Genomic DNA, 24,495 nt, shown 5'->3' on the forward strand with positions numbered 1-24,495 from the left:
TAGCGGCAAAGCCGCGGCAGTTTATTGGGTGACGGTTTCTTCTGCGCCCAATTTGGCGACAGGAGGTTTTGTCACCAGGATTTTCGTCTTGAAACGCTCCTTCAGCCCGTTGTAATACGCCAGATTTTCTGCAGCGGTCCACCATTGCGTGTACTGGCTCCGCTCCTGCACCGCGGCAGCCTCGAGAGGCGCGTCGCGAGGCACAACCTTGTTGACCTTGACAATGGTGTAGCCCTGAGCACCGAGGTCAACCCCCACAAAAGCCGGCAAAGCGCTGGCATCAGCCCGAAGTGCAGCATCGATCACCTGCGGGGGAAGTTTCTGGATTTGCTCTCGCGACACCACCATCGGCGCCGCCAGGGACGCTGCAGACGCGGGAGCGGCCTTCCAGGCAGCCAGCTTGGCCTCGCCTTCCTTGCGCGCTTCTTCCGCGGCACGCTGGGTGATCCAGCGCTGGCGCACGGCATCTTTCACTTCGGCAAAAGCCTGGGTGCGTGCCGGGGTGTACTGGGTGATTCGGCCCGAAACCAGCTGGCTGGGCGCCGTTTCTATGGCCTCGGTATTGCGCTTCTTTTCAATCGCATCGGGTGAAAACAGCGCGGCCAGGAATTTGGGATTGGACAGCACGCCAGCAGCTCCAGCCTTGGGCTGCCGGACCACATTGGCGGCTGATTTGACTTCAAGCTTCAACCGGTCTGCCACAGGCTTCAAACTGTCGGGCTGCTCATAAACACCGTTGGTAAAGGTGTCGGCAATCTCGGCAAATTTCTTCTGGGCTTCCTGCTTTTTGAGGTCGGCTTCCAGCTGCGGTTTCATTTCTTCGTAGGCCGGCCGCTTGGGCGCCTTGACATCCGTCAGCTTGATGATGTGATAACCGAACTCCGACTCCACGACATTGCTGATGTCGCCTTTTTTCATGGCGTAGGCTGCGTCCTCAAAAGGCTTGACCATCGAGCCGCGCGCGAAGAAGTCGAGATCGCCACCGGCAGGTGCTGATCCGGTGTCTTGCGAGTTCTTGCGTGCAACCTCAGCAAACGTATCAGGTGCTTTTTTGACTTGTGCCAGCAAGTCCTCTGCCTTGGCCTTCGCCTTTTCACGATCTGCTGCTGACGCGGTTTTGGAAACCGTAATAAGGATGTGGCTGGCTCTGCGTTCCTCTGTACCACTCAGGCGCTGGATATTCTGCTCGTAGTAGGTTTTGAGATCTGCCTCATTGACGCTGATGGCTTTTCTGACGGTATCGATGTCGAGCACGACATATTCGATATTGGCCTGTTCGGGCATCTGGAAAAGTTTTTCATTTGCCTTGTAGAACTGCTCAAGGTCAGCATCTGTCGGCGCCAGTTTGGCTACCAGATCGGCTGCGTCAACACGGGCCAGCTGGATTTCGCGTTTCTCAAAGTAGGCGTTGAGCGACAGGTCAGCCGCCGCATTGGAAGAAAAGCCGCTTGCGCCAATACCACCCAGTACCTGGCGGCTCGGCAGCCCGGCCCTGACATTCGCCTCAAAAACTTCAGGTGTCAGACCCTGCGATGCCAGCAACTGGCGATACCGCTCCATATCGAGCTTGCCATCCGGGCCTTTCAAGGCTGCAATTTCAGGGATCTTCTGCAGCTCGCGTGCCAGATAGTCGTCCGTGATGTTGGAGGCAGCCGCCACCACGCGGTCACGCACCAGCCGCTCCAACGTCGCATACCGTGCTTGCGGCGTATCCAGCAGCTTGACGTCGATCGACGGCATAGAAGCGCGTATGCGCTGAACCTCGTTTTGGTGGGCCTGATCCCATTCGGGCTGCGTAATGTCTTTTCCATCGACCACGGCAACGACCCCGCCGTTACTCCCGGAAGGACCGTTGTTATTCATGCCCACCAATATAAAGGACGGAACAATCAGCAAAAACAGCAACGCCATGGTGACCTTGGTGTGCTTGCGAATGAAATCAAACATCTCGAACTTCCTGTGCTGCAACAGCTTTACGAACAAACCGGGGGCCAACAACAAAAAAGGCGAACCATGTTCGCCTTTTTTCGTGGGTGGTGGGTGCTGACGGGCTCGAACCGCCGACCTACGCCGTGTAAGGGCGCTGCTCTACCAACTGAGCTAAGCACCCCACGTTGGGTTTCCGTTTCAGTTCAAAGCGTCCTTGAGAGCTTTGCCTGGACGGAACTTTGGAACCTTGGCAGCCTTGATTTTAATCGCATCGCCGGTACGCGGATTGCGGCCGGTGCGTGCAGCACGTTTTCCCACGGCAAAAGTGCCGAAACCCACCAGAGACACGGAGCCTCCTTTTTTCAGGGTTGTTTTCACAGCGCCAATGGTTGACTCCAGCGCGCGCGTGGCGGCAGCTTTGGAAATATCAGCATGCTTGGCAATGTGCTCGATCAGTTCAGTCTTGTTCACAAGGAGCCCCTCGTTGATAAAAAGTTAATCTGGTTGTCTCTAAAAAATATCTCCCGGGACACTATGTGGTGTGTGTGTCAGCGGGAGCGGCATGTGCAGTTTTCTGCTGACTCAGATTAGAGCGATGGACTCCAGACCTGTCAATACAGCAGCAAGTTTTTACAACGTGCGGAGGCGGATTCTAGACGGTTTTTCAACGCTTTCACGACTTAATAGTAAGCATGATGTGTAATTTTCATACTTGACAAAAAGCGGCTTCAGGGCGGATTCAGGCGCTTGAGACCGCGGCCGCCACGGCCTTTCCGAGGTCCACCGTGCCCGCCTTTCCACCCAGGTCCGGCGTACGTGGCGCACCGCTTCCGGGGCTCAGTACCTTTTCAATCGCGGCGAGGATGCCGTCGTGCGCATCCTTGTATCCGAGGAACTCCAGCATCATCGCGCCGCACCACATTTGCCCGATGGGATTGGCGACGTTGCGGCCCGCAATGTCAGGCGCCGAGCCGTGAACCGGCTCGAACAACGAGGGAAACTTGCGCTCGGGGTTCAGGTTGGCGCTGGGCGCAATCCCGATGGTGCCCGTGCACGCAGGCCCGAGATCGCTCAGGATGTCGCCAAACAGGTTGCTTGCAACAACCACGTCGAAAAAGTCGGGCCGCTGCACAAAGTGTGCAGTCAGGATGTCGATGTGAAATTTATCCAGCTGAATGCCCGGATAGCTTTTTGCCATTTCGGCCACGCGCTCATCCCAATAAGGCATGGAAATGGAGATTCCGTTGGATTTGGTTGCGCTGGTCAAATGTTTCTTGGGTCGTGACTGCGCCAGCTCGAACGCAAACTTCAAGACGCGGTCTACCCCCGTGCGGGTGAACACTGATTCCTGCAGGACAAATTCGCGCTCCGTGCCGGGAAAAGCCCTCCCGCCGATGCTGGAATATTCACCTTCGGTGTTTTCGCGAACGATGTAAAAATCTATTTCACCGGGCTGGCGTGCGCTGCCGTCGCGCCTGACCACCGGTGCAATGATGCCGGGCATGAGCCGTGCGGGCCTGAGGTTGATGTACTGGTCAAACTCGCGCCTGAACAGCAGCAGCGAACCCCACAACGACACATGATCGGCAATCTTGTCAGGCCAGCCCACTGCGCCAAAGTAAATGGCATCATGGCTTCCGATCTGGTCCTTCCAGTTGTCGGGAAGCATCTGGCCATGCTTTTCAAAATAGTCCCAGCTGGAAAAATCAAAGTGATCAAACTGCAGGTCAATTCCGTATTTGACGGCCGCGGCTTCAAGAACGCGGATCCCTTCAGGCATTACTTCCTTGCCGATGCCGTCGCCCGCGATAACGGCGATTCTTTTCTTTCCGGTGCGCTTGTTCATGGTGATCTTTCTGGTTACTTGACTCAGGGTTTGAAAAATTCCAGGGCTTCGGCCAGCAGCAGCGCTGGAGCCTCCTCCGCAATGTAGTGCCCGCACGGCAGGCTCAGGCCTGACACATCCGCCGCCCGCTCCCGCCAGAGATCGAGCACGTCGAAACATTGGCCTACCGTGCCGTGCGCCCCCCATAGCACGCGCAGTGGCTGCGCCAGGCGCAGGCCCGCTGTGACGTCGGCCTGGTCATGCGCCAGATCGAGGGTGGCAGATGCCCGGTAGTCTTCGCAAATACTGGTAGCCGTGCCGGGAATCTGCACGCAGCGCTCGTATTCAGCCAGCGCCGCGGGTGCAAATGCAGCCAGCCCGGCATGGCGCTTGCCCATCACGCTGCGCACATAACGCACCGGATCAGATTCAATCAGCGCTTCGGGCAGAGGCGGCGGCTGAATCAGGAAGAACCAGTGCCAGTAAGCACGTGCAAAAGCATCCGAGGTGTTCCCGTACATCGCCAGCGTCGGCGCGACATCCAGCAGCATCAGACGGGAAATCAGCGCGGGGTGATCAGCCGCAAGACGATGAGCGACGCGAGCGCCGCGATCATGCGCCAGCACCTGAAACCGCTCAAACCCGTAATGACGCATGACTGCAACGGCATCCAGCGCCATCGCCCGTTTGGAATAAGTCTTGTGCGCCGCATCACCGGGAAGCCGTGCGGAGTCGCCGTAGCCGCGCAGGTCCATCATCACGACAGTGAATTTCTTCGAAAGTTCCTCTGCCACCAGGTGCCACATGGCATGGGTTTGGGGGTGCCCATGAAGCAGCAGCAAAGGCGCACCGCTACCGCCCCGCAAGGTGCGCAAGCTGCCTGCCGGGCCGTCAATGTCGCACGTTTTGAAACTCTCAAACATCCATCGGCCTTCTTCTTTCGCGATTAATTTCATCCCTGTGATTGATCAATCGCACGCTTGCCTCTTTCCAAATCAGCCCTGATTGTGTAGAACAGGAAGATCCGATACAAGCAATAATCAGGAAATCAATTGTTTCTTGAAAGGAAATAATGGAACGCAGTGACCTTGAACTGGTTTTAGCCGTTCGCGACCAAGGCAGCCTGACGGCCGCAGCGTTGAGCCTTGATGTGGCGCCGCCGGTCGTCACCAAGCGGCTTGCCGCACTGGAAGCCCAGTTGGGTCAACGCCTTTTTCAGCGCACCACCCGGCGCGTCAGCCCCACGGCAGAAGGCGAAACGGTCTGTGAACGCGCACGCGCCCTGCTCAAGGGGTTTCACGCGCTCGAGGCGGAACTGCAGGAGCGAAAAGCGGAACCCACGGGGTTGATCCGGCTGGCGGCCACTTTTGGTTTTGGCCGTTTGTGGCTGGGCCCTGCACTGGCCCATTTCCAGGAGCGCTATCCACGCGTGGAAGTACAACTGCAGCTCACCGAACAATTGCCCGATCTCGCACTGGAAGGCTATGACGGAGCCATCTGGCTTTGGTCAGTACAGGGACGGCAAGCGGCGCAGTGGGTATCGCGCCGCCTTGCACGGAACCAGCGTGTTCTGGTGGCATCGCCCCGCTACATCAAACGGCACGGGGAGCCCGACAGGCTGGAGGCATTGCAGGATCACACCTGCCTGATAGTGCGCGAAAACGGCAATGCAGCAGGGCAACGCTTTGACATCTGGCCGCTGCACAGGGAGCGCGACAAGACGCCGGCGCGCGTGCGGGTTCACGGCCCGCTGTCCAGCAATTCAGGTGAGCTGGTGCGCGACTGGTGCCTGGAGGGCCGCGGCATCATGCTGCGCAGCCTGTGGGACATTACGCCCTACCTTGCGTCAGGGGAACTGGTGCGCGTGCTGCCGTCCTATTCGATGCCCGATGCCGACATCCACTGGCTGGCTCCCTACCGCACGGACCAGCCGCGGCGTATCCGGCTGCTGATCGACCACCTCGTTGCCCGGTTCCAGGGCACGCCCTGGAAAACTACGCGGCCTGCGGCTTCGCGGGCCTCACCACGAGGCTCACGCCCAACGCCGTGAGCGCCGTGCCGATGATGGTCGTCACGGTAATGGGTTCATCAAACAGCACCCATGCCATCAAGGCCGTGGTGGGCGGAACCAGGTAAAGCAGGCTGGTCACCGAAGTCGCCGCACCGCGCTGAATCAGCAGGTAAAGCAGGGAGCTACCCCCCAGCGTGAGTACCAGCACCGACCACACCATCGCGCCCAGGAAATGGGCATTCCAGGTGATCGCTTCGGTTTCGACCAGTGCCAGCGGCAGCGTCACGACAAAAGCGGCCGCCAGCTGGATCACGTTTGCCGTACGCACGTCGGTGGGTTGCATGAAACGTTTTTGGTAAAGCGTTCCAGCGGTAATGCTGATCAGGGCAAACACGGTACAAGCCAATGTCAACGCAGTGACCTCCGTGCCTGTCCCGAATTTGCGCGACACCACAAGCAGCAGGCCACCCAGGCCCAGCGCCAGACCTGCCCATTGGCGCTTGCTGACTTTGGCACCCGCTCCGTCGCCGCCTTGCGCTATCCAGGATACCCACAGCGCGGTAAGCACCGGCTGAAGGCCCACGACGAGCGCCGTCAGGCCCGATCCCATCCCGGCTTTGACCGCTACCCAGACCCCGCCGAGATAAGCCGCGTGCATCAGCACACCCGTCACGGCCAGGTGCAGCCATTGCTGGCGGCTTCGCGGCCAGGCGGCACGGGCGATCGCTATCCAGACCAGGAAACAGACGATAGACAGGAAATAGCGGATGGCCAGGAAGGTCAGCGGGGGTGCATAAGGCAGGCCGTACTTGGCAACGATAAAGCCGGTGCTCCAGATCAGGACGAACACGGCGGGCATGGCCCGGATCAACGCACCGGGAGAGGATGGAGAACTCAAGACTCGGCTTTGAAAGGCAGGACTACTTGGCGCGCGCCCGGATTTCGGGGATGGCTTTTTTCAGGTAGTAAATCATGGACCAGACCGTCAGGATGGCGGAGATCCAGATCAGCCAGGTGCCCCACACATGCGTGTTGATCACACCGAACAGCGTACCGTCAAACAACAGGAAGGGTATGGCGATCATCTGGACGGTGGTCTTGACCTTGCCGATCATGTGCACGGCCACGCTCTTGGTGGCGCCTATCAGCGCCATCCATTCGCGCAGCGCGGAGATGGCGATCTCACGCCCGATGATGATGAGCGCGACAAACACATCGGCTCGCTGCAAGTGGACCAGCACCAGCAGAGAGGCGCAAACGAGGAACTTGTCTGCCACCGGATCGAGAAAGGCGCCGAACGAAGAGGTCTGGTTCAGCTTGCGTGCCAGGAAACCGTCCAGCCAGTCGGTTGCGGCGAACACAACGAACATCACGGTCGCTATCAGGTTGCGTTCAGCCGGGGCCATGTTCAGGTAGAACACCCCTACGATCAGCGGAATCGCAACAATGCGGGTCCAGGTCATCAGCGTGGGAATGGTCAGAAACATGGCCCGATTTTGGCATGAGCCGCACCAAGTCTGGCGGACGTCTGGTCAAAGCGCACCAAAACGGTGGCTTCTGTTGCTCAAATGCGTCTGCCCATTCAATGACGTATCGACGACCCGACCTGACAGATCAGTGCAAGGCGCGGTAGATTTCCTCAGCCAGATCCTTCGAAATGCCGTCTACCGTGGCGATGTCTTCTGCGCTCGCCGAGGCAATACCGCGAATGCCACCGAAGCGCTGCAGCAAGCTGGCGCGCCGCTTGGGGCCAATGCCGGCGATGTCTTCGAGCTTGCTGCCACCCACCCTCACCTTCGCGCGCCTGGCGCGCATGCCGGTGATGGCAAAGCGGTGGGCCTCGTCGCGGATCTGGGCAATCAGCATCAACGCGGCAGAATCCCGCCCGAGATAAACCTTGTCGCGCCCGTCTGCAAACACCAGCTCTTCCAGCCCGACCTTGCGGCCCTCGCCTTTTTCAACGCCGGCAATCAAACCCAGGTCCAGGCCCAGCTCTTCGAACACTTCGCGCGCCATCGACACCTGCCCTATGCCACCATCGACCAGCACCAGGTCGGGCAGCTTGGCCTCGCCGTTGCGCGCGGCTTCGGCCACGCGGGTGTAGCGTCGCGTGAGCACCTGCCGCATGGCGGCGTAGTCATCTCCGGGCGTGATTCCTTCAATGTTGTAGCGGCGGTATTCGCTGTTGACCATCTTGTGCTCCTGAAAGACCACGCATGAGGCCTGCGTGGACTCACCCGCGGTGTGCGAAATGTCAAAACATTCGATGCGCAAGGTATCGAGACTGTCGAGCGGCAAATCCAGCGCCTCGGCCAGCGCACGCGTGCGTGCCTGCTGCGAGCCCTGCTCGGCCAATAGCCGGGCCAGCTGAAGGCCGGCATTTTTCTGCGCCATCTCCAGCCAGATGCGACGCTGTTCGCGCGGCTGGTGGATGGCGGTGACCTTGGTGCCGGTTTGCGCGCTCAGCGCCTCCATCAGTTCCTTGTCCACCGCTTCGCTGCAGACGAGAGTGGGTGGAACTGGCACATCAATGTAATGCTGTGCGATGAAGGCTTCCAGCACCAGGGCCTCCAGTGATTTTCCTGCAGGCGGGAGCACGGGTGCCTTTACAGCGCCCTCACCGCCGGCTTCGGCTTGCGCGGCCTGCCGGGCATCCGCGTCGATCTCGGCGTCCAGCGCCGCCACGTCGGTCGCGTTTTCCACGTGGCTGGGGAAATAGGCCCTGTCGCCCAAGTGGCGGCCGCCGCGCACCATGGCCAGGTTGACGCAGGCCTTGCCGCCCTGCACTTTCACGGCCAGGATGTCGACGTCCTTGTCGCCGCCAATCTCCATGGACTGCTGATGCAACACCTTGGACAGCGCCGACATCTGGTTGCGCAATTCAGCGGCCTGCTCGAACTCCAGCTTGTCGGCGTGCGCCAGCATTTTATTTTCGAGCTCAGTCAGGATGTCCTGGGCTTGGCCCTGTAAAAAGCGTTCGGCATTGGCCGTGTCCAGCGCGTACTGCTCTGGTGATATGTGCCCTACACAGGGTGCGGAGCAGCGCTTGATCTGATACAGCAGGCAGGGCCGCGTGCGGTTGTTGAACACCGTGTCTTCGCAGGTGCGAAGCCTGAACACCTTCTGCAGCAGCAAGATGGTGTCCTTCACCGCCCAGGCGCTGGGGTAGGGGCCGAAGTAGCGGTGCTTTTTTTCGACCGCACCGCGGTAATAGGCAATGCGCGGGAACACCGCCGCCACAGGCGCTTCTCCTTCCTCAGCGGCACGCGCGCCGGTGAGCTTCAGGTAAGGGTAGCTCTTGTCGTCCCTAAACAGGATGTTGAACTTTGGGTTCAGCGTCTTGATCAGGTTGTTTTCCAGCAGCAGCGCTTCGGCTTCCGAGCGCACCACCGTGGTTTCCATACGGGCAATCCTGGTCACCATGTGACCGATACGCGTGCCTCCGTGGTTCTTCTGGAAGTAGTTGGAGACCCGCTTCTTCAGGTTGCGCGCCTTGCCGACGTACAGCACACAGCCTTCCGCATCGAAGTAGCGGTACACGCCGGGCAAGGCGGGCAGTGCAGCCACTTCGGCCAGCAACTCGGGCGTATGGCCGGCGGGTAACTTTTCAGCGGGGGGACGTTCAGACATGCCCCTATTTTGCCGTGTACCGGCGCTTCAGGCAGAACACGGCCAGAGCTGCTACCCCGCCCACGGCATGTTCGATAAGGCGGTTTAGCCCGGCCGGTAGTCCATGAGCTTTTTCGGCAACCTGATCAGCCACAGGCGAGTAGGCTTCTCGTCATCGCTGCCGTTGACGATGTCATATTTGAGCGGCGCTGTGCCCTTGCATTTGTTGCCGCCGAGAACGCCAGCAGCATCCACGCTGCAATCATCGATTTTGAAGGCTTTGCCAGCTGCATCCGTGATTCGCGCGGACACGCCGAAGTCGTTGTCATTGATCAGCGCCAGCGTGTCGTCACTGACAAGGGCCAGGCCTTCAGCTTTCTCGGGAAGCCACCCGAACTGGAGCTTTCCATCCGACCCTTTTTTGCGCAAGTCGAGGATTTCCAGCCGTTTCGCGGGGACCACCCCGGCGGCCGCCAGTTCGCCCAGGGTCTCTGCGTATTCAAGCTCAACACCACCCGCCAGTTTTTTGCCGGTCAAGTCGGTGGCCTGAGCCACATCCACAGCCACCAGCAGGTTGTGGACTTCACCATCGGCCTTGAATTTGCCCTGCTCGATCAGCACAAAACGCGTGTCGCTCAAGGCAACGATGTCGCCGATCTTGGCATCCTTGCTCTTGCCGTACCTGGCCACGTCGTGCGGATAGGCAAACATGCGGGTGGCGCCATTGGCGGGGTTGAACTCCACCAGGCGGGTAAAGGGCGCTTTTCCGGTATGCCGGGCGGACGAACCGCTCCCCTGATCTGGCATTTCCAGCGTACTTTGAATGGCCATGACAAGCCTGCCACCGGGCGTGATGGCCATGCCTTCGCAACCGCGATTCGGCTGGCGGAATTTCAGCACTTCAGGCAATCCGGTAGCCGGGGCGAATTTGGCCGCAATGCGGCCACTGTCAACGGCCACCTTCATCAGATATGGGCCGTATTCATCGCAGATCCATACATGTTTGCCATCCGGGTCCATGGCGATGGCCTCCGGGTCAATGCCATGGGCATCAAAGGCCGGGGTGGCTTGCAGGGCTTCAGTCAAGGGAACCTCGCCCGAGGAGCCAATACCACCCCGCACCGGACGGCCGCTCACGTTCATCCCCTCTGCGGTTTTGATGGCCGTTACCGACACCAGTTCAGCCACCCCATTCCTGACGCGGATCAAGCCGAACCTGGGCGCGTAATCGGGTGCCGGAAAGCTCTTGGTCTTGCTGGCGACAGCCGCGCTGCTGTTGCCCGGGGCAAGGTCGGGCGAATCGCCATTGGGGCCGCGATCAGTCAGCGCATAAAACCATAAAGTACCGTCGGCATCCTTGTTGCGCAAGGTCAGGCCCGAGCCAGGCGCTATGGGAAAACCGTGGGGAAAACGCTGTTTGATGCCTTTGTCCGCACCGGGGTATGGCACATAAAAGCGGGGCTCAATCTGCACCACATGCCTGGTCAGCACCACACCATCAACAACAGACGTTTCTGCTTTTTCCACGCTGGCTTGCACCCCCGATGAAACACCACTGCCGGCGCATGCGACCAGGCCGGCACTCAAAGCCAGCACAAGGATACCGCCGATAAGCCGTGCGCACGGCGCCGATTTGTGTAGAACCACGATGATGCGCTCCCTTTCAAGTTGATGACGGTTTGTAACCAGCCCGAATGACATGGCCATGACATAAGGAGGGAAAAGGAGGGAAATCACCCCGTCCCGCGGCACGAGGCAGGCATCACGGCTGCATCACAATACCGCCATGGCCGCTGCACGCGTTTGGGACATTTTTTGCAAAGTCATTGACAACTTCGGAGACATTGGCGTGTGCTGGCGCCTGGCTACCGACCTCGCCTCACGGGGGTACAAAGTTCGGCTTTGGGTGGATGATGCATCCGCGCTGGCATGGATGGCGCCTGCAGGCCGCGAAGGCGTGCATGTCCTTCCCTGGTTGCCCGGGGAACGCCTGGACCTGGACGCCGCAGGGGTCGCACAGCAGCCCTGCGATGTTCTGATCGAAGCTTTCGGCTGTGAAGTTGCTCCTGAATTCATAGCTGCTTGCGCCCAGGTACATTGGCCTGATGGCCAAAAACCTGTATGGATCAACCTCGAATACCTGTCTGCAGAAGACTATGTCGAGCGCTACCACGGCATGCCTTCGCCGGTGCAAGCTGGCCCTGCAGCCGGCTGGACCAAGTGGTTTTTCTATCCAGGCTTCACGGCTGACACCGGTGGACTGCTGCGAGAGCGGGACCTGCAGGACAGGCAGGCGCATTTTGACCGCGCCAGCTGGCTGAGAAACCACGGAATCAACTGGAGCGGCGAGACGCTTGTGTCCCTGTTCTGCTACGAGCCCTCCGTTCTCAAAGCCCTGCTGACGCAATTTTCCGGGCATGGCCTGCAGGGCAAACCGGTGCACCTGCTGGTGGCTGCCGGCCGCGCCGCAAACGCCGTTCGTGCCGCTTTTGATGGTCAAAACCGGCTACAGCCCAATAAGGACGGGCGCGAGCAGCTATCAATTTCATACCTTCCACTGTTGGAGCAAACCCAGTTTGACCACCTGCTCTGGGCCTGCGACCTGAATTTCGTACGCGGCGAAGACTCGTTGGTGCGGGCGCTCTGGGCCGGCAAGCCATTTGTATGGCATATCTATCCGCAGCAAGACGACGCTCACCTCGCCAAATTGCACGCTTTCCTGGACATGCTGCAGGCCCCCCCTTCATTACAGGCCGTACACATTGCCTGGAACAGCAACCCAGCGCCACCATCCGTCATTGATGACGCGGGCCCCCTGCCTGTTGATCTGGTGTCCTGGCAAGCGGCAGCAGGGACTGTCCGTACACGCCTGATGGCTCAAGACGACCTGTGCACCCGGCTGCTCGGCTTTGTGGCAAAAAAACGTTAAAATCATAGGCTTTGCGGATCAACCTGAAGATCGACCCAACCTGGGCGGCCCGCACAACCCGCCGCGGAACCTGCACACGGGTGCAAGCGTTTAGCGGCCTACCTCAGTAAAACTGCTATGAAAATCGCTCAAGAAATCCGCGCCGGCAACGTCATCATGAACGGCAAAGACCCGATGGTGGTGCTCAAGACCGAATACAGCCGCGGTGGGCGCAATTCCGCCACCGTGCGCATGAAGCTCAAAAGCCTGGTTGCCAACTTCAACACCGAAGTCGTGTTCAAGGCCGACGACAAGATTGACCAGATCGTCCTCGACAAGAAGGATTGCACCTACTCCTATTTCGCCGACCCGCTGTATGTCTGCATGGACTCCGAGTACAACCAGTACGAAGTCGAAGCCGAAAACATGGGTGACTCCCTTAACTACCTGCAGGACGGCATGGAGCTGGAAGTCGTGTTCTATGACGGCAAGGCCATTTCGGTTGAGCTGCCCACCAGCGTCCAGCGCGAAATCACCTGGACCGAACCCGCCGTCAAGGGCGACACCTCCGGCAAGGTCCTGAAGCCTGCCAAGATCGCTACCGGTTTTGAAATCGGCGTGCCCATTTTTGTGGCGCAGGGCGATGTGGTCGAAATCGACACGCGTACCGGCGAATACCGCAAGCGCGTCTAAGCATTGCTTCGGCACTTCAAAAAAGGCTCCTTTCGGAGCCTTTTTGCTTTTACTACGGACGCTCCCTGAAGAAAGCAGACTCCTGGCCTGATCGTTCACAATAGCTCATGGAACAAAAACAAGACCTATCCGTAAGTCGCCTGGCCAACGCCTGGGCTGAACTGCAGGCCCATGCCAGTGAAGGCAATCCGCTTGAAGCAGATGCCTCTCGGCTCGCCTTTGCCGACCCGGAGTTTTTGCTGCGGCGCGAAACACGGGGGATCCGGTTCCAGCTGGAACTGCTCAAACCCGACCTGGAACAACAAGCCCACGGGATTGAAAACACGGTGGTTGTCTTCGGCAGCGCCCGGTTCCGCAGCGAGGAAGACTCCGTCACCATGGTGGCCGAGGCCGAAGCCAGCGGGGACGTCGAAGTGATAGACCGCGCGCGCAAGCTGGCGCGCAACGCCCACTACTACGAAAAGGCGCGCGCGTTCGGCAAGCTGGTCGCCCAGTACAGCGAGGACAAGCCGCCAGAAACAAAACTGTTCATCTGCACAGGCGGCGGCCCCGGCATCATGCAGGCGGCCAACCGCGGCGCGCACGAGGCCGGTGGCCTGAGCGTGGGCCTGGCGATCGCCCTGCCCATGGAAGAAGCGGCCAACCCTTACGTGCCGCCTGAGCTGTCATTCAAGTTTCACTACTTCGCGCTGCGCAAGATGCATTTCATGATGCGCGCCAAGGCACTTGTGGTGTTTCCGGGCGGCTTTGGCACGCTGGACGAGCTCTTTGAAGTCATCACGCTGGTGCAGACCCGCAAGGCCAAGCCGGTGCCCATCATTCTTTTCGGCAGCAGCTACTGGAAGCGCCTGCTCAACACCGACATGCTGGTGGAAGAAGGCGTGATATCGCCCAATGACCTGAAGCTCTTCCAGTATGTAGATGACGCGCAGGTCGCCTGGGACCTGATCAAGAACTTTTACCGTCTTTAGGGGTTTAGGGCCTTCAGGCCTTCAGACCGTCAGGGCTTGGTGTCATGCGCGGGCATGCTGTTCCTGAGCAGCCAGGCAGCACGGGACCCAGCCCCTACCACCGCGCCGGTAGTCCAGAACACGCCGGCAATTCCCACCAGCGCGCCGGCCGTGCCGAAGAGCATTGGCATCACCACGCTGGAGGCATTGATTGCCATCAGCCTCAGCCCCAGCGCCTCGCCGTGGCGCGCCTCCGGGGTGATCTGGTGCAGCATGCTCATCACCATGGGCTGCACCATGCCCAGCGCCAGCCCGAGCAGGACGGAACATATCCCCATGCCGATTGCCGAATGCATGAGCGGATATATGCCGAACAGCATCGCTGTCGTCAGCATGGAGGCTGTCAGCACCTTCCATTCGCGCAAATGCGCCGCCACCAGCGGCATCACCATGCGAATCAACGCTGCCGCCACCGCAAAAGCGCCGAGAATGGTGCCGATCACCGACGCGCTGATGCCTCTTTCAAAGCCCAGCACCGGCACGACAAAGGTATGCACGTCCCAGCAGGACGACAAAAACCAGTTCACCAGCATCAGGCGGCGAAACGTCGCCTGGCGCAGCAAATCCCAGGCCCTGGGTTGCGGGCCACCGCTGGCAGCGATCACCGGCGGCAGCTCCCGGGTCTTGCGCACCAGGAACCAGCTGGCCAGCGGCAGCACGGCCATCAGAAAAAACGCCGCGCGGTAACCCGAGGTGCTGCCCGGCATGGCACCCACGTGGTCAATCAGCAGGCCGGCCGAAAAAGGCCCGATGAAATTGGACACCGCCGGCCCTATCGACAGCCAGCTGAACACCTGCCGAAGCTGCAATGCACCGACGGCAGCCCGGCCCACGTGGCGCTGCAGTGAGATCACCGCCGCACCAGTAGCGCCGCCGGTCATCAGGGCCGCGAAACACAGCACCGGAAAAATCGGGAATGCCACCGCAACCCCGGCCCCCAGCACGGCGGCAAACACGCTGTAGTTGATGGGCCGGCGCAAGCCGTGCCGGTCTGCAAACCGGCCGGCGGGCAATGCAAGGAAGACTTGTGTTAGCGCAAAAAGCGCCAGCAGCACACCGACAGCGGCAGGGCTGTAGCCTTCGCGCAGTGCCAGCAGCGGCGCCGCCATGCGCGTGCCCGCCATGCACGCGTGCAGGCAGATCTGCGCCACGATAAGGCGTGCAAGTTCAGGCGTCATGAGGCGCTGGTCATGCTATGTGCATCAAGGGTTGTCCAGGTCTTTGTCAAGAGGATCCAGGGGAAGCAGGCGGGCTGAATCGGTCTCTGGCAATGCTTCCACGTTGCGCAAGGCCTTGCCCATCACACGGCTGCGTTGCTCGGCGCTGCTCAGCGTGTTGAGCACCGTTTCGGTTTGCGACTTCACCTTGGCCAGCACGTCCCCGAACTTGCCGAACTCCGTCTTCACCGCGCCCAGCACCTGCCAGACTTCGCTGGAGCGCTTCTCGAGCGCCAGCGTGCGAAAGCCCATCTGCAGCGAATTGAGCATGGCCAGCAAGGTGGTGGGCCCGGCCAGCGTGATGCGGTGGTCCCGCTGCAGGCTTTCCATCAGCCCCGGGCGGCGCAGTACTTCGGCATACAGGCCTTCGGTGGGCAAAAAGAGAATCGCAAAATCGGTGGTGTAAGGCGGTTCGATGTATTTCTCAGAGATCGACCTGGCTTCGCTGCGGATGCGCATTTCCAGCGCCTTACCGGCAATCTCAGCGCCCAGCACGTCGGCGCGCTGCTGCGCATCGAGCAGCCGCTCATAGTCTTCATTCGGGAATTTCGCGTCAATCGGCAGCCACAGCGGTTCGCCCGAATCAGACCGGCCGGGCAGCTTGATGGCGAAGTCGACCGGATTTTTTCCGCCGCGGCGCGTGATGACCTGGGCTGCGTACTGGTCGACCGTGAACACCTGCTCCAACAGGGCAGACAGCTGGGCTTCGCCGAAGATACCGCGTGTCTTAACATTGGTCAGCAAATGCTTGAGGTCACCCACACCTTGAGCGAGCGACTGCATTTCGCCCAGGCCTTTGTGCACCTGCTCGAGCCGGTCCGCCACCTGCTTGAAGCTCTCGCCCAGCCGGGCCTCCAGTGTGGTCTGCAGCTTTTCGTCGACCGTCTTGCGCATTTCGTCGAGCTTGGCCGAGTTGGTCTGTTGCAGTTGCGCGAGCTGCTTTTCCAGCGTTTCGCGCACTTCGACCATACGGCGCGCATTCGACTCACTCACGGACTGGAGCTGCGTGCTCAGCGTGTCCGACAGTGTTTTCTGCAGCAAGGTGAGTTGCTGTGCGAAGGCATCGATCTGCGTGTTCTGCGTGCGGATGGCCTCGGCACTTTGCTGCACCAGCGTCTGCTGAAAGGTCGCGAAAGTGGTGGCCAGTTCCTGGCGGCTGCTGCGCGAGTTGTCGCCGATCTCGCGCCGCAACTCGCGTTCGAGCTTGTCGTGGCCCGCCGCCATGCCAGCCAGCAACTCAACCCGGCCCGCATCAGAAGGTGCGGCGGGCTTGCGCACCAGCAGCCAGACCAACAGCAGCAAGTTAGCCACCAGCAAGGCCAGGGCAAAGATTAACCAGGGTTCCATGGATGTGCGTGTCTCAAAAGCGGATTGTCATGTTGCGACGAACGGTCTATTGTGCCGCGCCCGCCGGTTTGCTATTTATTTGATAGCTAGTACTCCAGGATTCAACGGGGTCAAAGGCTGTTTTCCGCCAAAGAATGCGATCAGGTTGTCGGCCGCCAGGCTGGCCATAGCCAGGCGCGTGGGAATGGTCGCGCTGGCGATGTGCGGCGTCAACACCACATTGGGCACGGTCAGCAGGTCTGGGTGCACCTTGGGCTCGCCCTCAAATACGTCGAGCCCGGCGGCGGAAATGCGTTTGTCTTTCAATGCCGCGGCCAGCGCCGCGTCGTCCACAATGCCGCCGCGCGCGATGTTGATCAAGGTAGCGGTTGGCTTCATCATCGCCAATTCGGCCGCGCCTATGGTGTGGTGCGAGGCCGGCGAATACGGCAGTACCAGCACCAGGTGGTCTGCGGCCTTGAGCAATTCTTCCTTGCCGACATAACGTGCCTTGCATTCGACCTCCAGCGACGCGTCCAGCCGTGAACGGTTGTGGTAAATCACCTTCATGCCGAAGCCGTGGGCGCCGCGTTTGGCGATGCCCTGCCCGATGCGGCCCATGCCAAGGATGCCCAGCGTGGCGCCGTGGATGTCGGAGCCGGCAAACATGTCGTAGCTCCACTTGCTCCACTTGCCGGCGCGCAAATAGTGTTCGCTCTCGGTGACGCGGCGGGCGGTGGCCATCAACAGCGCAAAGCCGAAGTCGGCGGTGGTTTCGGTCAGTACGTCAGGTGCATTGGTAGCCAGTACGCCAGCGGCGGTCATCGCATCAATGTCGAAATTGTTGTAACCCACGGCCATGTTGGCGCAGATCTTCAGGCCCGGGCAAGCGGCCAGCACTTCACCGTCGATGCGGTCGCCGCCGGTGGTGAAGGCGCCGTCTTTTCCTTTGAGGCGCTCGGTCAACTGGGCCTTGGACCAGGTCTCATCGCTCTGGTTGGACTCGACCTCGAAATGCTGTTCCAGGCGGGCGATGATTTCCGGGAATACGGCGCGCGCAACGAGGATTTTGGGTTTGCTCATGGGGACTGTCTGCTTTCTTTCAAAGAAAAGACTATCTGAATGACTATCTGAACCAGATGAAGGTCATGATGACGAACAGGGGAATCAGCACAGCGCCAGACCAGGCCATGTAGCCGAAGAAACTGGGCATGGCCACGCCGCGCTCTTCGGCCACGGCCTTTACCATCATGTTGGGCGCATTGCCGATGTAAGAGTTGGCCCCCATGAACACCGCACCTGCGGAAATCGCGGCCAGTGTCGGGGCCAGCGTCGTCATGAGCGTAGCCGGGTCTCCGCCAGCGGTATTAAAAAATACAAGGTAGGTCGGCGCGTTGTCCAGAAAGGAACTCAGCGCGCCGGTTGCCCAGAAATACATCGCCGGATCAGGCTCGCCGTCGGGTCGCGTGACCGCCGAGACGATGGCGCCGAAAGGTCCCGCCGCACCGGCCTTGAGCATGGCGATCACAGGAATGATGGTCAGGAAAATGCCAGCGAACAGCTTGGCGACCTCCTGCATCGGCCCCCAAGAAAACTGGTTATCCGTGTGCACGCTCGCCGGCGTCAGGCGCAGCGAGATGAAGGTGACTGCCACCAGACCGGCATCGCGCACCAACCCAGGCAAGCCGACTTCCGTGCCGAATATGGTGATACCCAGCGGGGTCTTCCAGAACCCGCTGAACAGCACCAGGCCCACCACCGCCGCCAACAGCCAGAAGTTGACAGCGCCATCGAAACCAATGCCGCGGGTGTCGGGAGTCGGATCAACAGGAAGCACACCCTCTTTGGCGTAGTACCAACGGTCCAGCAGGTAAAAGATTCCAAGCAGGCTGCCCACCAGAAACAGCGTTTCCGGAAAGATGTGCCTGACCGTCCAGAAGAAGTCGACGCCTTTGAGGAAGCCCAGGAACAGGGGCGGGTCACCCAGCGGCGTGAGCGAGCCGCCCGCGTTGGAGACCAGAAAGATGAAGAACACCACCACATGCGCCTTGTGCGCGCGGTTGTCGTTGGCACGGATCAACGGCCGGATCATCAGCATGGACGCGCCGGTAGTTCCCATGAAGCTGGCCAGCGCGGTACCGATGGCGAGGATGGCGACGTTGACGGCAGGGCTGCCATGAAGGTTGCCCCGGATGAAGATGCCACCGGCCACGGTGTAGAGCGCCACCAGCAGGATGATGAAGGGAATGTACTCAGCCAGCATCGCATGAACCAGGCTGCTGCCTGCCACGGCAGGGCCGAACACGGCGGCAAACGGTAAAAAGAAGGCCAGCGTCCATGCAGCCGCCACCTTGCCGAAATGGTGATGCCAGAAAGATGGCGTCAGCAGCGGCATCAGCGCGATCGACAAAAGAATGCCGGCAAAGGGAATGCCCCAAGCCCATGAAAGGCTGCCGCCGTCGATATCAGCCGCCATCGACAGCCCCGGCAAACACATCAAAGCCAAAGCCACCATGGCAGCGCCGCGTGAAAATCTCATTGCATCTCCTCATATTGACGGGAAAGGCCCGTACCGCCTCGGCCCGGAGCCTTTTCCCTAATTGTTGTTTTTCCTGTAACGCCTGGGCAGCATTCAGGCAATCTCGAATACCTGCCGCAAATAGGCCAGGTACTTTTCATCGTCACACATGTTTTTCGAAGGCGTGTCGGACAGCTTGGCCACCGGCTGGCCGTTGCAGCGAATCATCTTGATGACGATCTGCAGCGGCTCGTAGCCCAGGTCGTTGGTGAGGTTGGTGCCGATGCCGAAGGCCAGCTGGCAGCGCCCCCGGAACTGCTGGAAGAGCTCGATGGTGCGCGGCACCGTCAGGCCGTCGCTGAAGATCAGCGTCTTGGTCTGCGGGTCAACCCGGTTCTTGGTGTAGTGCGCCAGCATGCGCTCACCCCATTCAAAGGGGTCGCCGCTATCGTGGCGGGCGCCGTCAAACAGCTTGCAGAAATACATGTCAAAGTCGCGCAGGAAGGCGCTCATGCCATAGACGTCCGACAGTGCGATCCCCAGGTCGCCTCGATATTCCTTGGCCCATGACTCAAAGCCAAAAACCTGGCTGTCACGCAGGCGCGGGCCGAGTGCCTGGCAGGCCTGCAGGTACTCATGCGCCATGGTGCCCAGCGGTGTCAGGCCCAGCTTCATGGCAAAAAGTACATTGCTGGTGCCTGCCAACTGGCCACCTGCCCCGGTGCCCAGGCGTGTCACCAGGGTGCGCAACACTTCTTCGTGCCAGGCTTTGCCAAAGCGGCGGCGTGTGCCGTAATCGGCAATCTTGAGTGTGCGCAAGCCTTGCGTCTGTAGCTCGCCGATCTTGGTCTCCAGGCGCTTGCGCCCTTCAGCAAGGTCTGCGTTCTTTTGCGTGTTGCGAAAGTAGACCTCGTTGATGATCGCCAGCACCGGAATCTCAAACAGGATGGTGTGCAGCCATGGCCCCTTGATGGACACATCGATCTCGCCCGAGGGCAAGGCCGTGACGCTGACGTATTTTTCGTTGAGGCGGAAGATGCCGAGGAAGTCGACAAAATCACTCTTGATGAAACGCATGCCCTTGAGGTAGGCCAGCTCGGCGTCCTGGAAACGCAGATTACAGAGTCCGCGAATTTCTTCGCGTATCTCCATCACATAGGGAGCGAGATCGCCGATTCCCGCCGCACCGGCGTTGCGGCACTTAAACCTGTACTCCACCTCCGCACCCGGAAACTGGTGCAAGACCACCTGCATCATGGTGAACTTGTACAGGTCCGTATCGAGCAGGCTGGTGATGATCATGGGCACGTCCGTAAATCCATTTTTCGGGCGAATTGCGGCGTTGCACGGTGCTCGCAATCCTCATGTACCGAAGTGCATTCCGGTTGCTGCGCTTCGTGCGCCTTGCACTTCATCCCGAAAAGCTGAATTTCCGGACGTGCCCAGCGCCGCATCGAAACGCGCTGGTTCACGTGCCGAGAAAATCCACCTCGAACAGCAAGGTGGCATTCGGTGGAATCACGCCGCCCGCACCGCGCGCGCCATAACCCAGCTCGGCCGGGATGACGAGGCGGCGTGTACCGCCAACCGACATGCCCTGCACACCTTCGTCCCAGCCACGGATGACCTGGCCCGCGCCCAGGGAAAACTCAAAGGGCTGGCCGCGGTCCTTGCTCGAGTCGAATTTCGCACCCTGGACACCACCGTTATAAAGCCAGCCGGTGTAGTGCACCTTGACATGCTGTCCCGCCTTGGCGATGGCACCAGTCCCCAATACGGTGTCCTCGTATTGCAGGCCGGAAGGCGTGGTAGTGAGATTCATGGTGAGGTCCTTCTAAAACAGGTGAAAACAGAAAAATTAACCGGAGTGAAAGGGATCAAACAGGGATCAGGGATCAGGGATCAAGCCCTTCCGGGAACCCCTGACTTTACCCGCAACAACTAAACCAGCATGGCAGCGCGGGATGCGCGGCAGCACTACTGCTAGTCCAGCCATGTGGTGAATTCGGCAGCCGGTACCCGAGGCGTACGAAAGGTGTTCACGAGCGCCGTTTCGTCGGCATACCCCAGCGCCATGCCGCACACCAGCATCTCGCCCTCCCCTGCGCCGATGTGCGGGAGGATGATCCGGGAAAAGCCGTTCCAGGCCGCCTGCGGACAAGTGTGCAGGCCCAGGCCGCGTGCGGCCACCATGAGGTTCTGCATGAACATGCCGTAGTCCACCAGGGAGCCGCGGCCCATCACCCGGTCCAGCGTGAACATCAGGCCTACAGGCGCATCGAACAACTGGAAATTGCGGTGATGCTGCGCATGCATCTTGTCCTTGTCCCCCTTGGTGATGCCCAGCAGACCGTACAGGCCCCATCCGTTCTCGCGACGGCGGTCGATATAGGGCGACACCCACTTTTCCGGGTAGTAGTCGTATTCCTCTTTGTACTCGGCGGCCAGCGCGGGGTTGGCATACAACGCGTCGTGCGCCTGGCAGACTTTTTCGACCAGCACGTCGCGGCTGGCACCTTGCAACACATAGACCTTCCAGGGCTGAGTGTTCGTGCCCGAAGGTGCACGGCTCGCGACTTCCAGGACGTGGGCAATGGTCTCGCGCGGCACCGCCCTGGGGAGAAACTGGCGTATCGACTGGCGGCTGACGATGGCTTCGTCCACGGCATTGCGTGCGTCACCTGGGCGGCGCGGGGAAATATAGGAAAGCACGGGAGGTGCCTGGGTCATCGGAGGGTCTCCAGTACAGAAAGCAGTTCAGGCGGCAGCGGCGCCGGCCGGCGTGTGGCGCGGTCGACATAGACATGGATGAAGTGGCCCCTGGCTGCGCAGGGCTGGTTTTCATCGCCGGGACCACCAGGGAAGAGGGCCACCTCGTAGCGCACGCTGGACGACCCCACATGCGCCACACGGATGCCCGCGACCACAGGCTCGGGAAAGGCCAGTGGCGCGAAGTAATTGCACTGGGTTTCGATCACCAGGCCGATCACGCTGCCGGTGTGGATGTCGATGGCGCCGCGTTCGATCAGCAGGCCGTTGACGGCAGTATCAAACCAGCTGTAGTAGACGACGTTGTTGACGTGGCCGTACACATCGTTGTCGGACCAGCGGGTGCCGATGTCACGGAAAGCTTTGTAGGCGCTGCGGGCTTCAGCCTGCGGGCGTGTCGGGGAGGTCATGAGGACCTATTTTGCCAGCGTGAACCTGGCTGGGCTCAGGGTGGGCATTTGGATGGAGGACCGGGCTCAGGATTGCCCTGATCGGAAGAGGCTCATGGCCCAGCAGTTCCGGCAAGCGGTTAGGCACGGGCATGTTGTCCCGTTGCAGCAATATCCAATGCCCGTAAGAGAACGGTGAGAAGTGAAGCACATCGCACACATGCGCGCCGACACGCGCCGCCCAGTTGGGCAACGGTATCTGTAGCGCCCGGGTACCGGTGTAGTCGGCGCGAAGCTCACGCAGGTACTCGGCGTAGCCGTAACGGCGGGTACCGCCGAGTTCGACCTCTCGATGACTCGCCAGCGAGGGCAAAGCCGCCAGCGCTGCAAATGCGGTGCCGAGATCTGTGGCGGCCATCGCCGCAATGCCGCCGCGCGCACCACGCGGAATAAACTGGACCGGCGAGCGCGACAGCCCGCGCAGCCAGCGCGCGCCAAAACCACCCTCTCCGTCAAGCAAAGACGGCCGCACGATGGCGTAGTCACTGCCAGATGCGGCGATGGCGCGCTCGCCCAGCAGCTTGCTGGACAGGAAGCGGCTTTTGGCGCCTTCGTGCAAACCCAGGGCCGAGGTATGGATGAGGCGGACGTTCGCGCCCGCGCAGGCCACGGCCAGCGCTGCCGGCGCGCGGTGGTGCACGTGGTCATAGGATTCATTGGGCCGCTGGCGCAGGATGCCCACGCAGTTGACGACCACATCGACGTCTTTCAGCAAGGGAGCCCACGCACCGGGCTGCAACAGTTGCTCAAAGCGCACAAGGTGCAAGGGGGCAAAGGGATAGGTGCCTTCATGGCGCGCCGGATGGCGGCTGCCGATGGCAAGCTGCGCGCCCGCGCCATGCAAGGCCGCTACGGCATGGCGGCCGATAAAACCGGTGCCTCCCAGTACCAATACACGAAGCACGCCGGAGGCAACGCTTGTCGGGGAGTTTTCGGGATCAGGCTGCATGTTCTTTTTTTGCTTGTTGTTCCCGCGCTCCAGCGGTGGGCCACCCGAACGGGCCTGGGCAATGTAGCAGCAATCGCCAAAAGCTAAGGATTCCAGCGCTTCCAGTACTCGAGCGCGACCCGGTAGGTGTTCACTTGCACCTGCACCGTTTCGTCGATATTTACGCCGTAGCCGCCTGCCATGGAAAACGCCAGTGGAATGCGGCGTTGCCAGGCCCAGTCAAAGACGTGCCGGTCGCGCGCCTCCAGGCCGTCGAAGCTCAAGGCCAGACGTCCCAGCCGGTCGCCCTCGTATGGATCAGCGCCGGCCAGAAACAGTACCAGTCCCGGCTCAAAGCGCCGGTCCAGTTCGTCAAGCGCATGCTCCAGTGCCTGCAGGTAAGCCGCGTCGCCACAGCCATCCGGCAGATCCACATCCAGATCGCTGGCTTCTTTCCGAAACGGGAAATTCTTTTGTCCATGCAGCGATAGCGTGAACACACTATCGTCATTTCGGAAAATGCTGGCGGTGCCGTTGCCCTGGTGCACGTCCAGGTCGATGATGGCGACCCGTAGCGGTTTGCGCGCATGGCGGTGCAGGCGCATCCATTCTGCTTGCATCAACCGGGCTGCCACCGCCGCGTCGTTGAAGACGCAAAAGCCTCCTCCCTTGTCAGCATAGGCATGGTGAGTGCCGCCCGCCAGGTTGGCGGCCAGACCCTCGCCTGCCCGGCCCGGGCTCCCCATTGCCGCGCGCGTGGCGGCCACCGTAGCACCCGCCGAGCGCCGGGCCCGCTCCGCCATGCCCGGGCTCCAGGGAAATCCGATTTCCCTCTGGGCAGCCGGGGGCAAGGTGCCATGGCTGACGGCGTCAACATAAGCTGGTATGTGGACGAGGGCGAGTTCACCATCAGTAGCGGCCGGCGCCTGTGCCAGTCGAACGGTTGGCAGTTCGTTCATCAGGCGATCCCGCAACAAGCGGTACTTCGCCATCGGAAACCGGTGCCCAGGCGGCAGCGGTAAAACAAAGTTGTCGGCGTAGAAAGCTTGCAAGATGCGCGGAAAGAAAGGAAACAAAGAGTTTTAGCGATTGTGGACTGAAGCAACAGCCAATAGCATGTAATACCGAGCACCACAGGCCTTTGAATTTGGATACTTTTGCACTCGGTTTTCAGGCGTAAATAGGGCTTGACACCTAAAATGCTGCAGTGCAGCAAAAACTGCTTGCAATGCCTCGGCTAATCCCTATACTTAAGGACATGTTGCAGTGCAGCAATTCAGCGCAAAGCAACTATTGACCCGAA

Annotated in this window: 22 protein-coding genes and 1 tRNA gene; 4 read left to right on the plus strand and 19 right to left on the minus strand. The window is 60.4% G+C overall.

The window, feature by feature from the left end; genetic code table 11:
* Positions 1-21 precede the first annotated feature (21 nt).
* From ACQ4MS_RS00330 to ACQ4MS_RS00350, 5 genes are all read right to left on the minus strand, one after another.
* Positions 22-1,947, minus strand: a complete 1,926-nt coding sequence (locus ACQ4MS_RS00330) for a SurA N-terminal domain-containing protein (RefSeq protein ID WP_431096954.1) — start codon at positions 1,945-1,947, stop codon at positions 22-24.
* A gap of 87 nt (positions 1,948-2,034) precedes the next feature.
* Positions 2,035-2,110 (minus strand) — tRNA-Val (locus ACQ4MS_RS00335).
* 17 nt (positions 2,111-2,127) lie between these two features.
* Positions 2,128-2,400, minus strand: a complete 273-nt coding sequence (locus tag ACQ4MS_RS00340) for an HU family DNA-binding protein (protein WP_007874140.1) — start codon at positions 2,398-2,400, stop codon at positions 2,128-2,130.
* 268 nt (positions 2,401-2,668) lie between these two features.
* Positions 2,669-3,775, minus strand: coding sequence for a tartrate dehydrogenase (locus ACQ4MS_RS00345; RefSeq protein WP_431096956.1), 1,107 nt, complete (start codon positions 3,773-3,775; stop codon positions 2,669-2,671).
* 23 nt (positions 3,776-3,798) lie between these two features.
* On the minus strand, positions 3,799-4,677 hold the full coding sequence (locus ACQ4MS_RS00350; protein WP_431099647.1) for an alpha/beta fold hydrolase: 879 nt from the start codon (positions 4,675-4,677) through the stop codon (positions 3,799-3,801).
* A 149-nt stretch (positions 4,678-4,826) separates the two neighbouring features.
* On the opposite strand from ACQ4MS_RS00350, the gene ACQ4MS_RS00355 reads away from it, so the two are divergent.
* On the plus strand, positions 4,827-5,804 hold the full coding sequence (locus ACQ4MS_RS00355) for a LysR family transcriptional regulator (RefSeq protein WP_431096957.1): 978 nt from the start codon (positions 4,827-4,829) through the stop codon (positions 5,802-5,804).
* Here the strand turns inward: ACQ4MS_RS00355 and ACQ4MS_RS00360 are convergent.
* The 4 genes from ACQ4MS_RS00360 to ACQ4MS_RS00375 form a co-directional block, all read right to left on the minus strand.
* Positions 5,749-6,624 (minus strand): DMT family transporter, encoded by an 876-nt coding sequence (locus tag ACQ4MS_RS00360; protein ID WP_431099648.1) that lies wholly within the window; start codon positions 6,622-6,624, stop codon positions 5,749-5,751. The two genes, ACQ4MS_RS00355 and ACQ4MS_RS00360, sit on opposite strands and share 56 nt — an antisense overlap.
* A gap of 61 nt (positions 6,625-6,685) precedes the next feature.
* Positions 6,686-7,252, minus strand: a complete 567-nt coding sequence (pgsA, locus tag ACQ4MS_RS00365) for a CDP-diacylglycerol--glycerol-3-phosphate 3-phosphatidyltransferase (protein ID WP_431096958.1) — start codon at positions 7,250-7,252, stop codon at positions 6,686-6,688.
* A 127-nt stretch (positions 7,253-7,379) separates the two neighbouring features.
* Entirely contained in the window at positions 7,380-9,395 is a 2,016-nt protein-coding gene (uvrC, locus tag ACQ4MS_RS00370; RefSeq protein ID WP_431096960.1) for an excinuclease ABC subunit UvrC, read from the minus strand.
* A gap of 84 nt (positions 9,396-9,479) precedes the next feature.
* Positions 9,480-11,021 carry an esterase-like activity of phytase family protein gene (locus ACQ4MS_RS00375; protein ID WP_431096961.1) on the minus strand — a complete coding sequence of 514 codons (1,542 nt, stop codon included), beginning with the start codon at positions 11,019-11,021 and terminating at the stop codon, positions 9,480-9,482.
* Positions 11,022-11,160: 139 nt separating this feature from the next.
* Here ACQ4MS_RS00375 and earP point away from each other — a divergent pair, with 139 nt between their 5' ends.
* The 3 genes from earP to ACQ4MS_RS00390 all read left to right on the plus strand — a co-directional run bounded on the left by earP (position 11,161) and on the right by ACQ4MS_RS00390 (position 13,946).
* Positions 11,161-12,303 (plus strand): elongation factor P maturation arginine rhamnosyltransferase EarP, encoded by a 1,143-nt coding sequence (gene earP / locus ACQ4MS_RS00380; protein ID WP_431096962.1) that lies wholly within the window; start codon positions 11,161-11,163, stop codon positions 12,301-12,303.
* A gap of 117 nt (positions 12,304-12,420) precedes the next feature.
* Positions 12,421-12,975: an elongation factor P gene (gene efp, locus ACQ4MS_RS00385; RefSeq protein WP_411883615.1), complete on the plus strand. Its 555-nt coding sequence runs from the start codon at positions 12,421-12,423 to the stop codon at positions 12,973-12,975.
* A gap of 107 nt (positions 12,976-13,082) precedes the next feature.
* Complete coding sequence (locus ACQ4MS_RS00390) at positions 13,083-13,946, plus strand: TIGR00730 family Rossman fold protein (RefSeq protein WP_431096964.1); 864 nt, start codon at positions 13,083-13,085, stop codon at positions 13,944-13,946.
* A gap of 29 nt (positions 13,947-13,975) precedes the next feature.
* Here the strand turns inward: ACQ4MS_RS00390 and ACQ4MS_RS00395 are convergent, their stop codons facing one another.
* The 10 genes from ACQ4MS_RS00395 to ACQ4MS_RS00440 form a co-directional block, all read right to left on the minus strand.
* A complete protein-coding gene (locus ACQ4MS_RS00395; protein ID WP_431096965.1) occupies positions 13,976-15,163 on the minus strand; it encodes an MFS transporter in 1,188 nt (395 codons plus the stop codon).
* A gap of 24 nt (positions 15,164-15,187) precedes the next feature.
* A complete protein-coding gene (gene rmuC / locus ACQ4MS_RS00400; protein ID WP_431096968.1) occupies positions 15,188-16,549 on the minus strand; it encodes a DNA recombination protein RmuC in 1,362 nt (453 codons plus the stop codon).
* Positions 16,550-16,624: 75 nt separating this feature from the next.
* Positions 16,625-17,611: a 2-hydroxyacid dehydrogenase gene (locus tag ACQ4MS_RS00405; RefSeq protein ID WP_431096969.1), complete on the minus strand. Its 987-nt coding sequence runs from the start codon at positions 17,609-17,611 to the stop codon at positions 16,625-16,627.
* A 43-nt stretch (positions 17,612-17,654) separates the two neighbouring features.
* A complete protein-coding gene (locus tag ACQ4MS_RS00410) occupies positions 17,655-19,067 on the minus strand; it encodes a sodium:proton antiporter (RefSeq protein WP_431096971.1) in 1,413 nt (470 codons plus the stop codon).
* Between the two features lie 93 nt (positions 19,068-19,160).
* Entirely contained in the window at positions 19,161-20,348 is a 1,188-nt protein-coding gene (gene pncB, locus ACQ4MS_RS00415; protein ID WP_431096972.1) for a nicotinate phosphoribosyltransferase, read from the minus strand.
* 166 nt (positions 20,349-20,514) lie between these two features.
* Positions 20,515-20,868, minus strand: coding sequence for an FKBP-type peptidyl-prolyl cis-trans isomerase (locus tag ACQ4MS_RS00420; RefSeq protein ID WP_431096973.1), 354 nt, complete (start codon positions 20,866-20,868; stop codon positions 20,515-20,517).
* A gap of 161 nt (positions 20,869-21,029) precedes the next feature.
* Entirely contained in the window at positions 21,030-21,776 is a 747-nt protein-coding gene (locus ACQ4MS_RS00425) for a nitroreductase (protein WP_431096974.1), read from the minus strand.
* Entirely contained in the window at positions 21,773-22,225 is a 453-nt protein-coding gene (locus ACQ4MS_RS00430) for an acyl-CoA thioesterase (protein WP_431096976.1), read from the minus strand. The genes ACQ4MS_RS00425 and ACQ4MS_RS00430 overlap by 4 nt, the downstream gene beginning before the upstream one ends.
* Entirely contained in the window at positions 22,197-23,213 is a 1,017-nt protein-coding gene (locus tag ACQ4MS_RS00435) for an NAD(P)H-binding protein (RefSeq protein ID WP_431096978.1), read from the minus strand. The genes ACQ4MS_RS00430 and ACQ4MS_RS00435 overlap by 29 nt, the downstream gene beginning before the upstream one ends.
* Positions 23,214-23,296: 83 nt before the next feature.
* Positions 23,297-24,244, minus strand: coding sequence for a histone deacetylase family protein (locus ACQ4MS_RS00440; RefSeq protein ID WP_431096979.1), 948 nt, complete (start codon positions 24,242-24,244; stop codon positions 23,297-23,299).
* Between the last annotated feature and the right edge of the window lie 251 nt (positions 24,245-24,495).

It is taken from the genome of Polaromonas aquatica (genome assembly GCF_050626995.1).
Classification (GTDB): domain Bacteria; phylum Pseudomonadota; class Gammaproteobacteria; order Burkholderiales; family Burkholderiaceae_C; genus Polaromonas; species Polaromonas aquatica_A.

Bases quoted from the DNA above. Each gene is read 5' to 3' on its own strand.
- ACQ4MS_RS00435 (WP_431096978.1), bottom strand. From the start codon at position 23,213: ATGCAGCCTGATCCCGAAAACTCCCCGACAAGCGTTGCCTCCGGCGTG.
- efp (WP_411883615.1), top strand. From the start codon at position 12,421: ATGAAAATCGCTCAAGAAATCCGCGCCGGCAACGTCATCATGAACGGC.
- ACQ4MS_RS00395 (WP_431096965.1), bottom strand. From the start codon at position 15,163: ATGACGCCTGAACTTGCACGCCTTATCGTGGCGCAGATCTGCCTGCAC.
- ACQ4MS_RS00350 (WP_431099647.1), bottom strand. From the start codon at position 4,677: ATGTTTGAGAGTTTCAAAACGTGCGACATTGACGGCCCGGCAGGCAGC.
- ACQ4MS_RS00410 (WP_431096971.1), bottom strand. From the start codon at position 19,067: ATGAGATTTTCACGCGGCGCTGCCATGGTGGCTTTGGCTTTGATGTGT.
- ACQ4MS_RS00430 (WP_431096976.1), bottom strand. From the start codon at position 22,225: ATGACCTCCCCGACACGCCCGCAGGCTGAAGCCCGCAGCGCCTACAAA.
- rmuC (WP_431096968.1), bottom strand. From the start codon at position 16,549: ATGGAACCCTGGTTAATCTTTGCCCTGGCCTTGCTGGTGGCTAACTTG.
- ACQ4MS_RS00345 (WP_431096956.1), bottom strand. From the start codon at position 3,775: ATGAACAAGCGCACCGGAAAGAAAAGAATCGCCGTTATCGCGGGCGAC.
- ACQ4MS_RS00330 (WP_431096954.1), bottom strand. From the start codon at position 1,947: ATGTTTGATTTCATTCGCAAGCACACCAAGGTCACCATGGCGTTGCTG.
- ACQ4MS_RS00355 (WP_431096957.1), top strand. From the start codon at position 4,827: ATGGAACGCAGTGACCTTGAACTGGTTTTAGCCGTTCGCGACCAAGGC.
- earP (WP_431096962.1), top strand. From the start codon at position 11,161: ATGGCCGCTGCACGCGTTTGGGACATTTTTTGCAAAGTCATTGACAAC.
- ACQ4MS_RS00425 (WP_431096974.1), bottom strand. From the start codon at position 21,776: ATGACCCAGGCACCTCCCGTGCTTTCCTATATTTCCCCGCGCCGCCCA.
- ACQ4MS_RS00405 (WP_431096969.1), bottom strand. From the start codon at position 17,611: ATGAGCAAACCCAAAATCCTCGTTGCGCGCGCCGTATTCCCGGAAATC.
- pncB (WP_431096972.1), bottom strand. From the start codon at position 20,348: ATGATCATCACCAGCCTGCTCGATACGGACCTGTACAAGTTCACCATG.
- pgsA (WP_431096958.1), bottom strand. From the start codon at position 7,252: ATGTTTCTGACCATTCCCACGCTGATGACCTGGACCCGCATTGTTGCG.
- ACQ4MS_RS00360 (WP_431099648.1), bottom strand. From the start codon at position 6,624: ATGCCCGCCGTGTTCGTCCTGATCTGGAGCACCGGCTTTATCGTTGCC.
- uvrC (WP_431096960.1), bottom strand. From the start codon at position 9,395: ATGTCTGAACGTCCCCCCGCTGAAAAGTTACCCGCCGGCCATACGCCC.
- ACQ4MS_RS00420 (WP_431096973.1), bottom strand. From the start codon at position 20,868: ATGAATCTCACTACCACGCCTTCCGGCCTGCAATACGAGGACACCGTA.
- ACQ4MS_RS00390 (WP_431096964.1), top strand. From the start codon at position 13,083: ATGGAACAAAAACAAGACCTATCCGTAAGTCGCCTGGCCAACGCCTGG.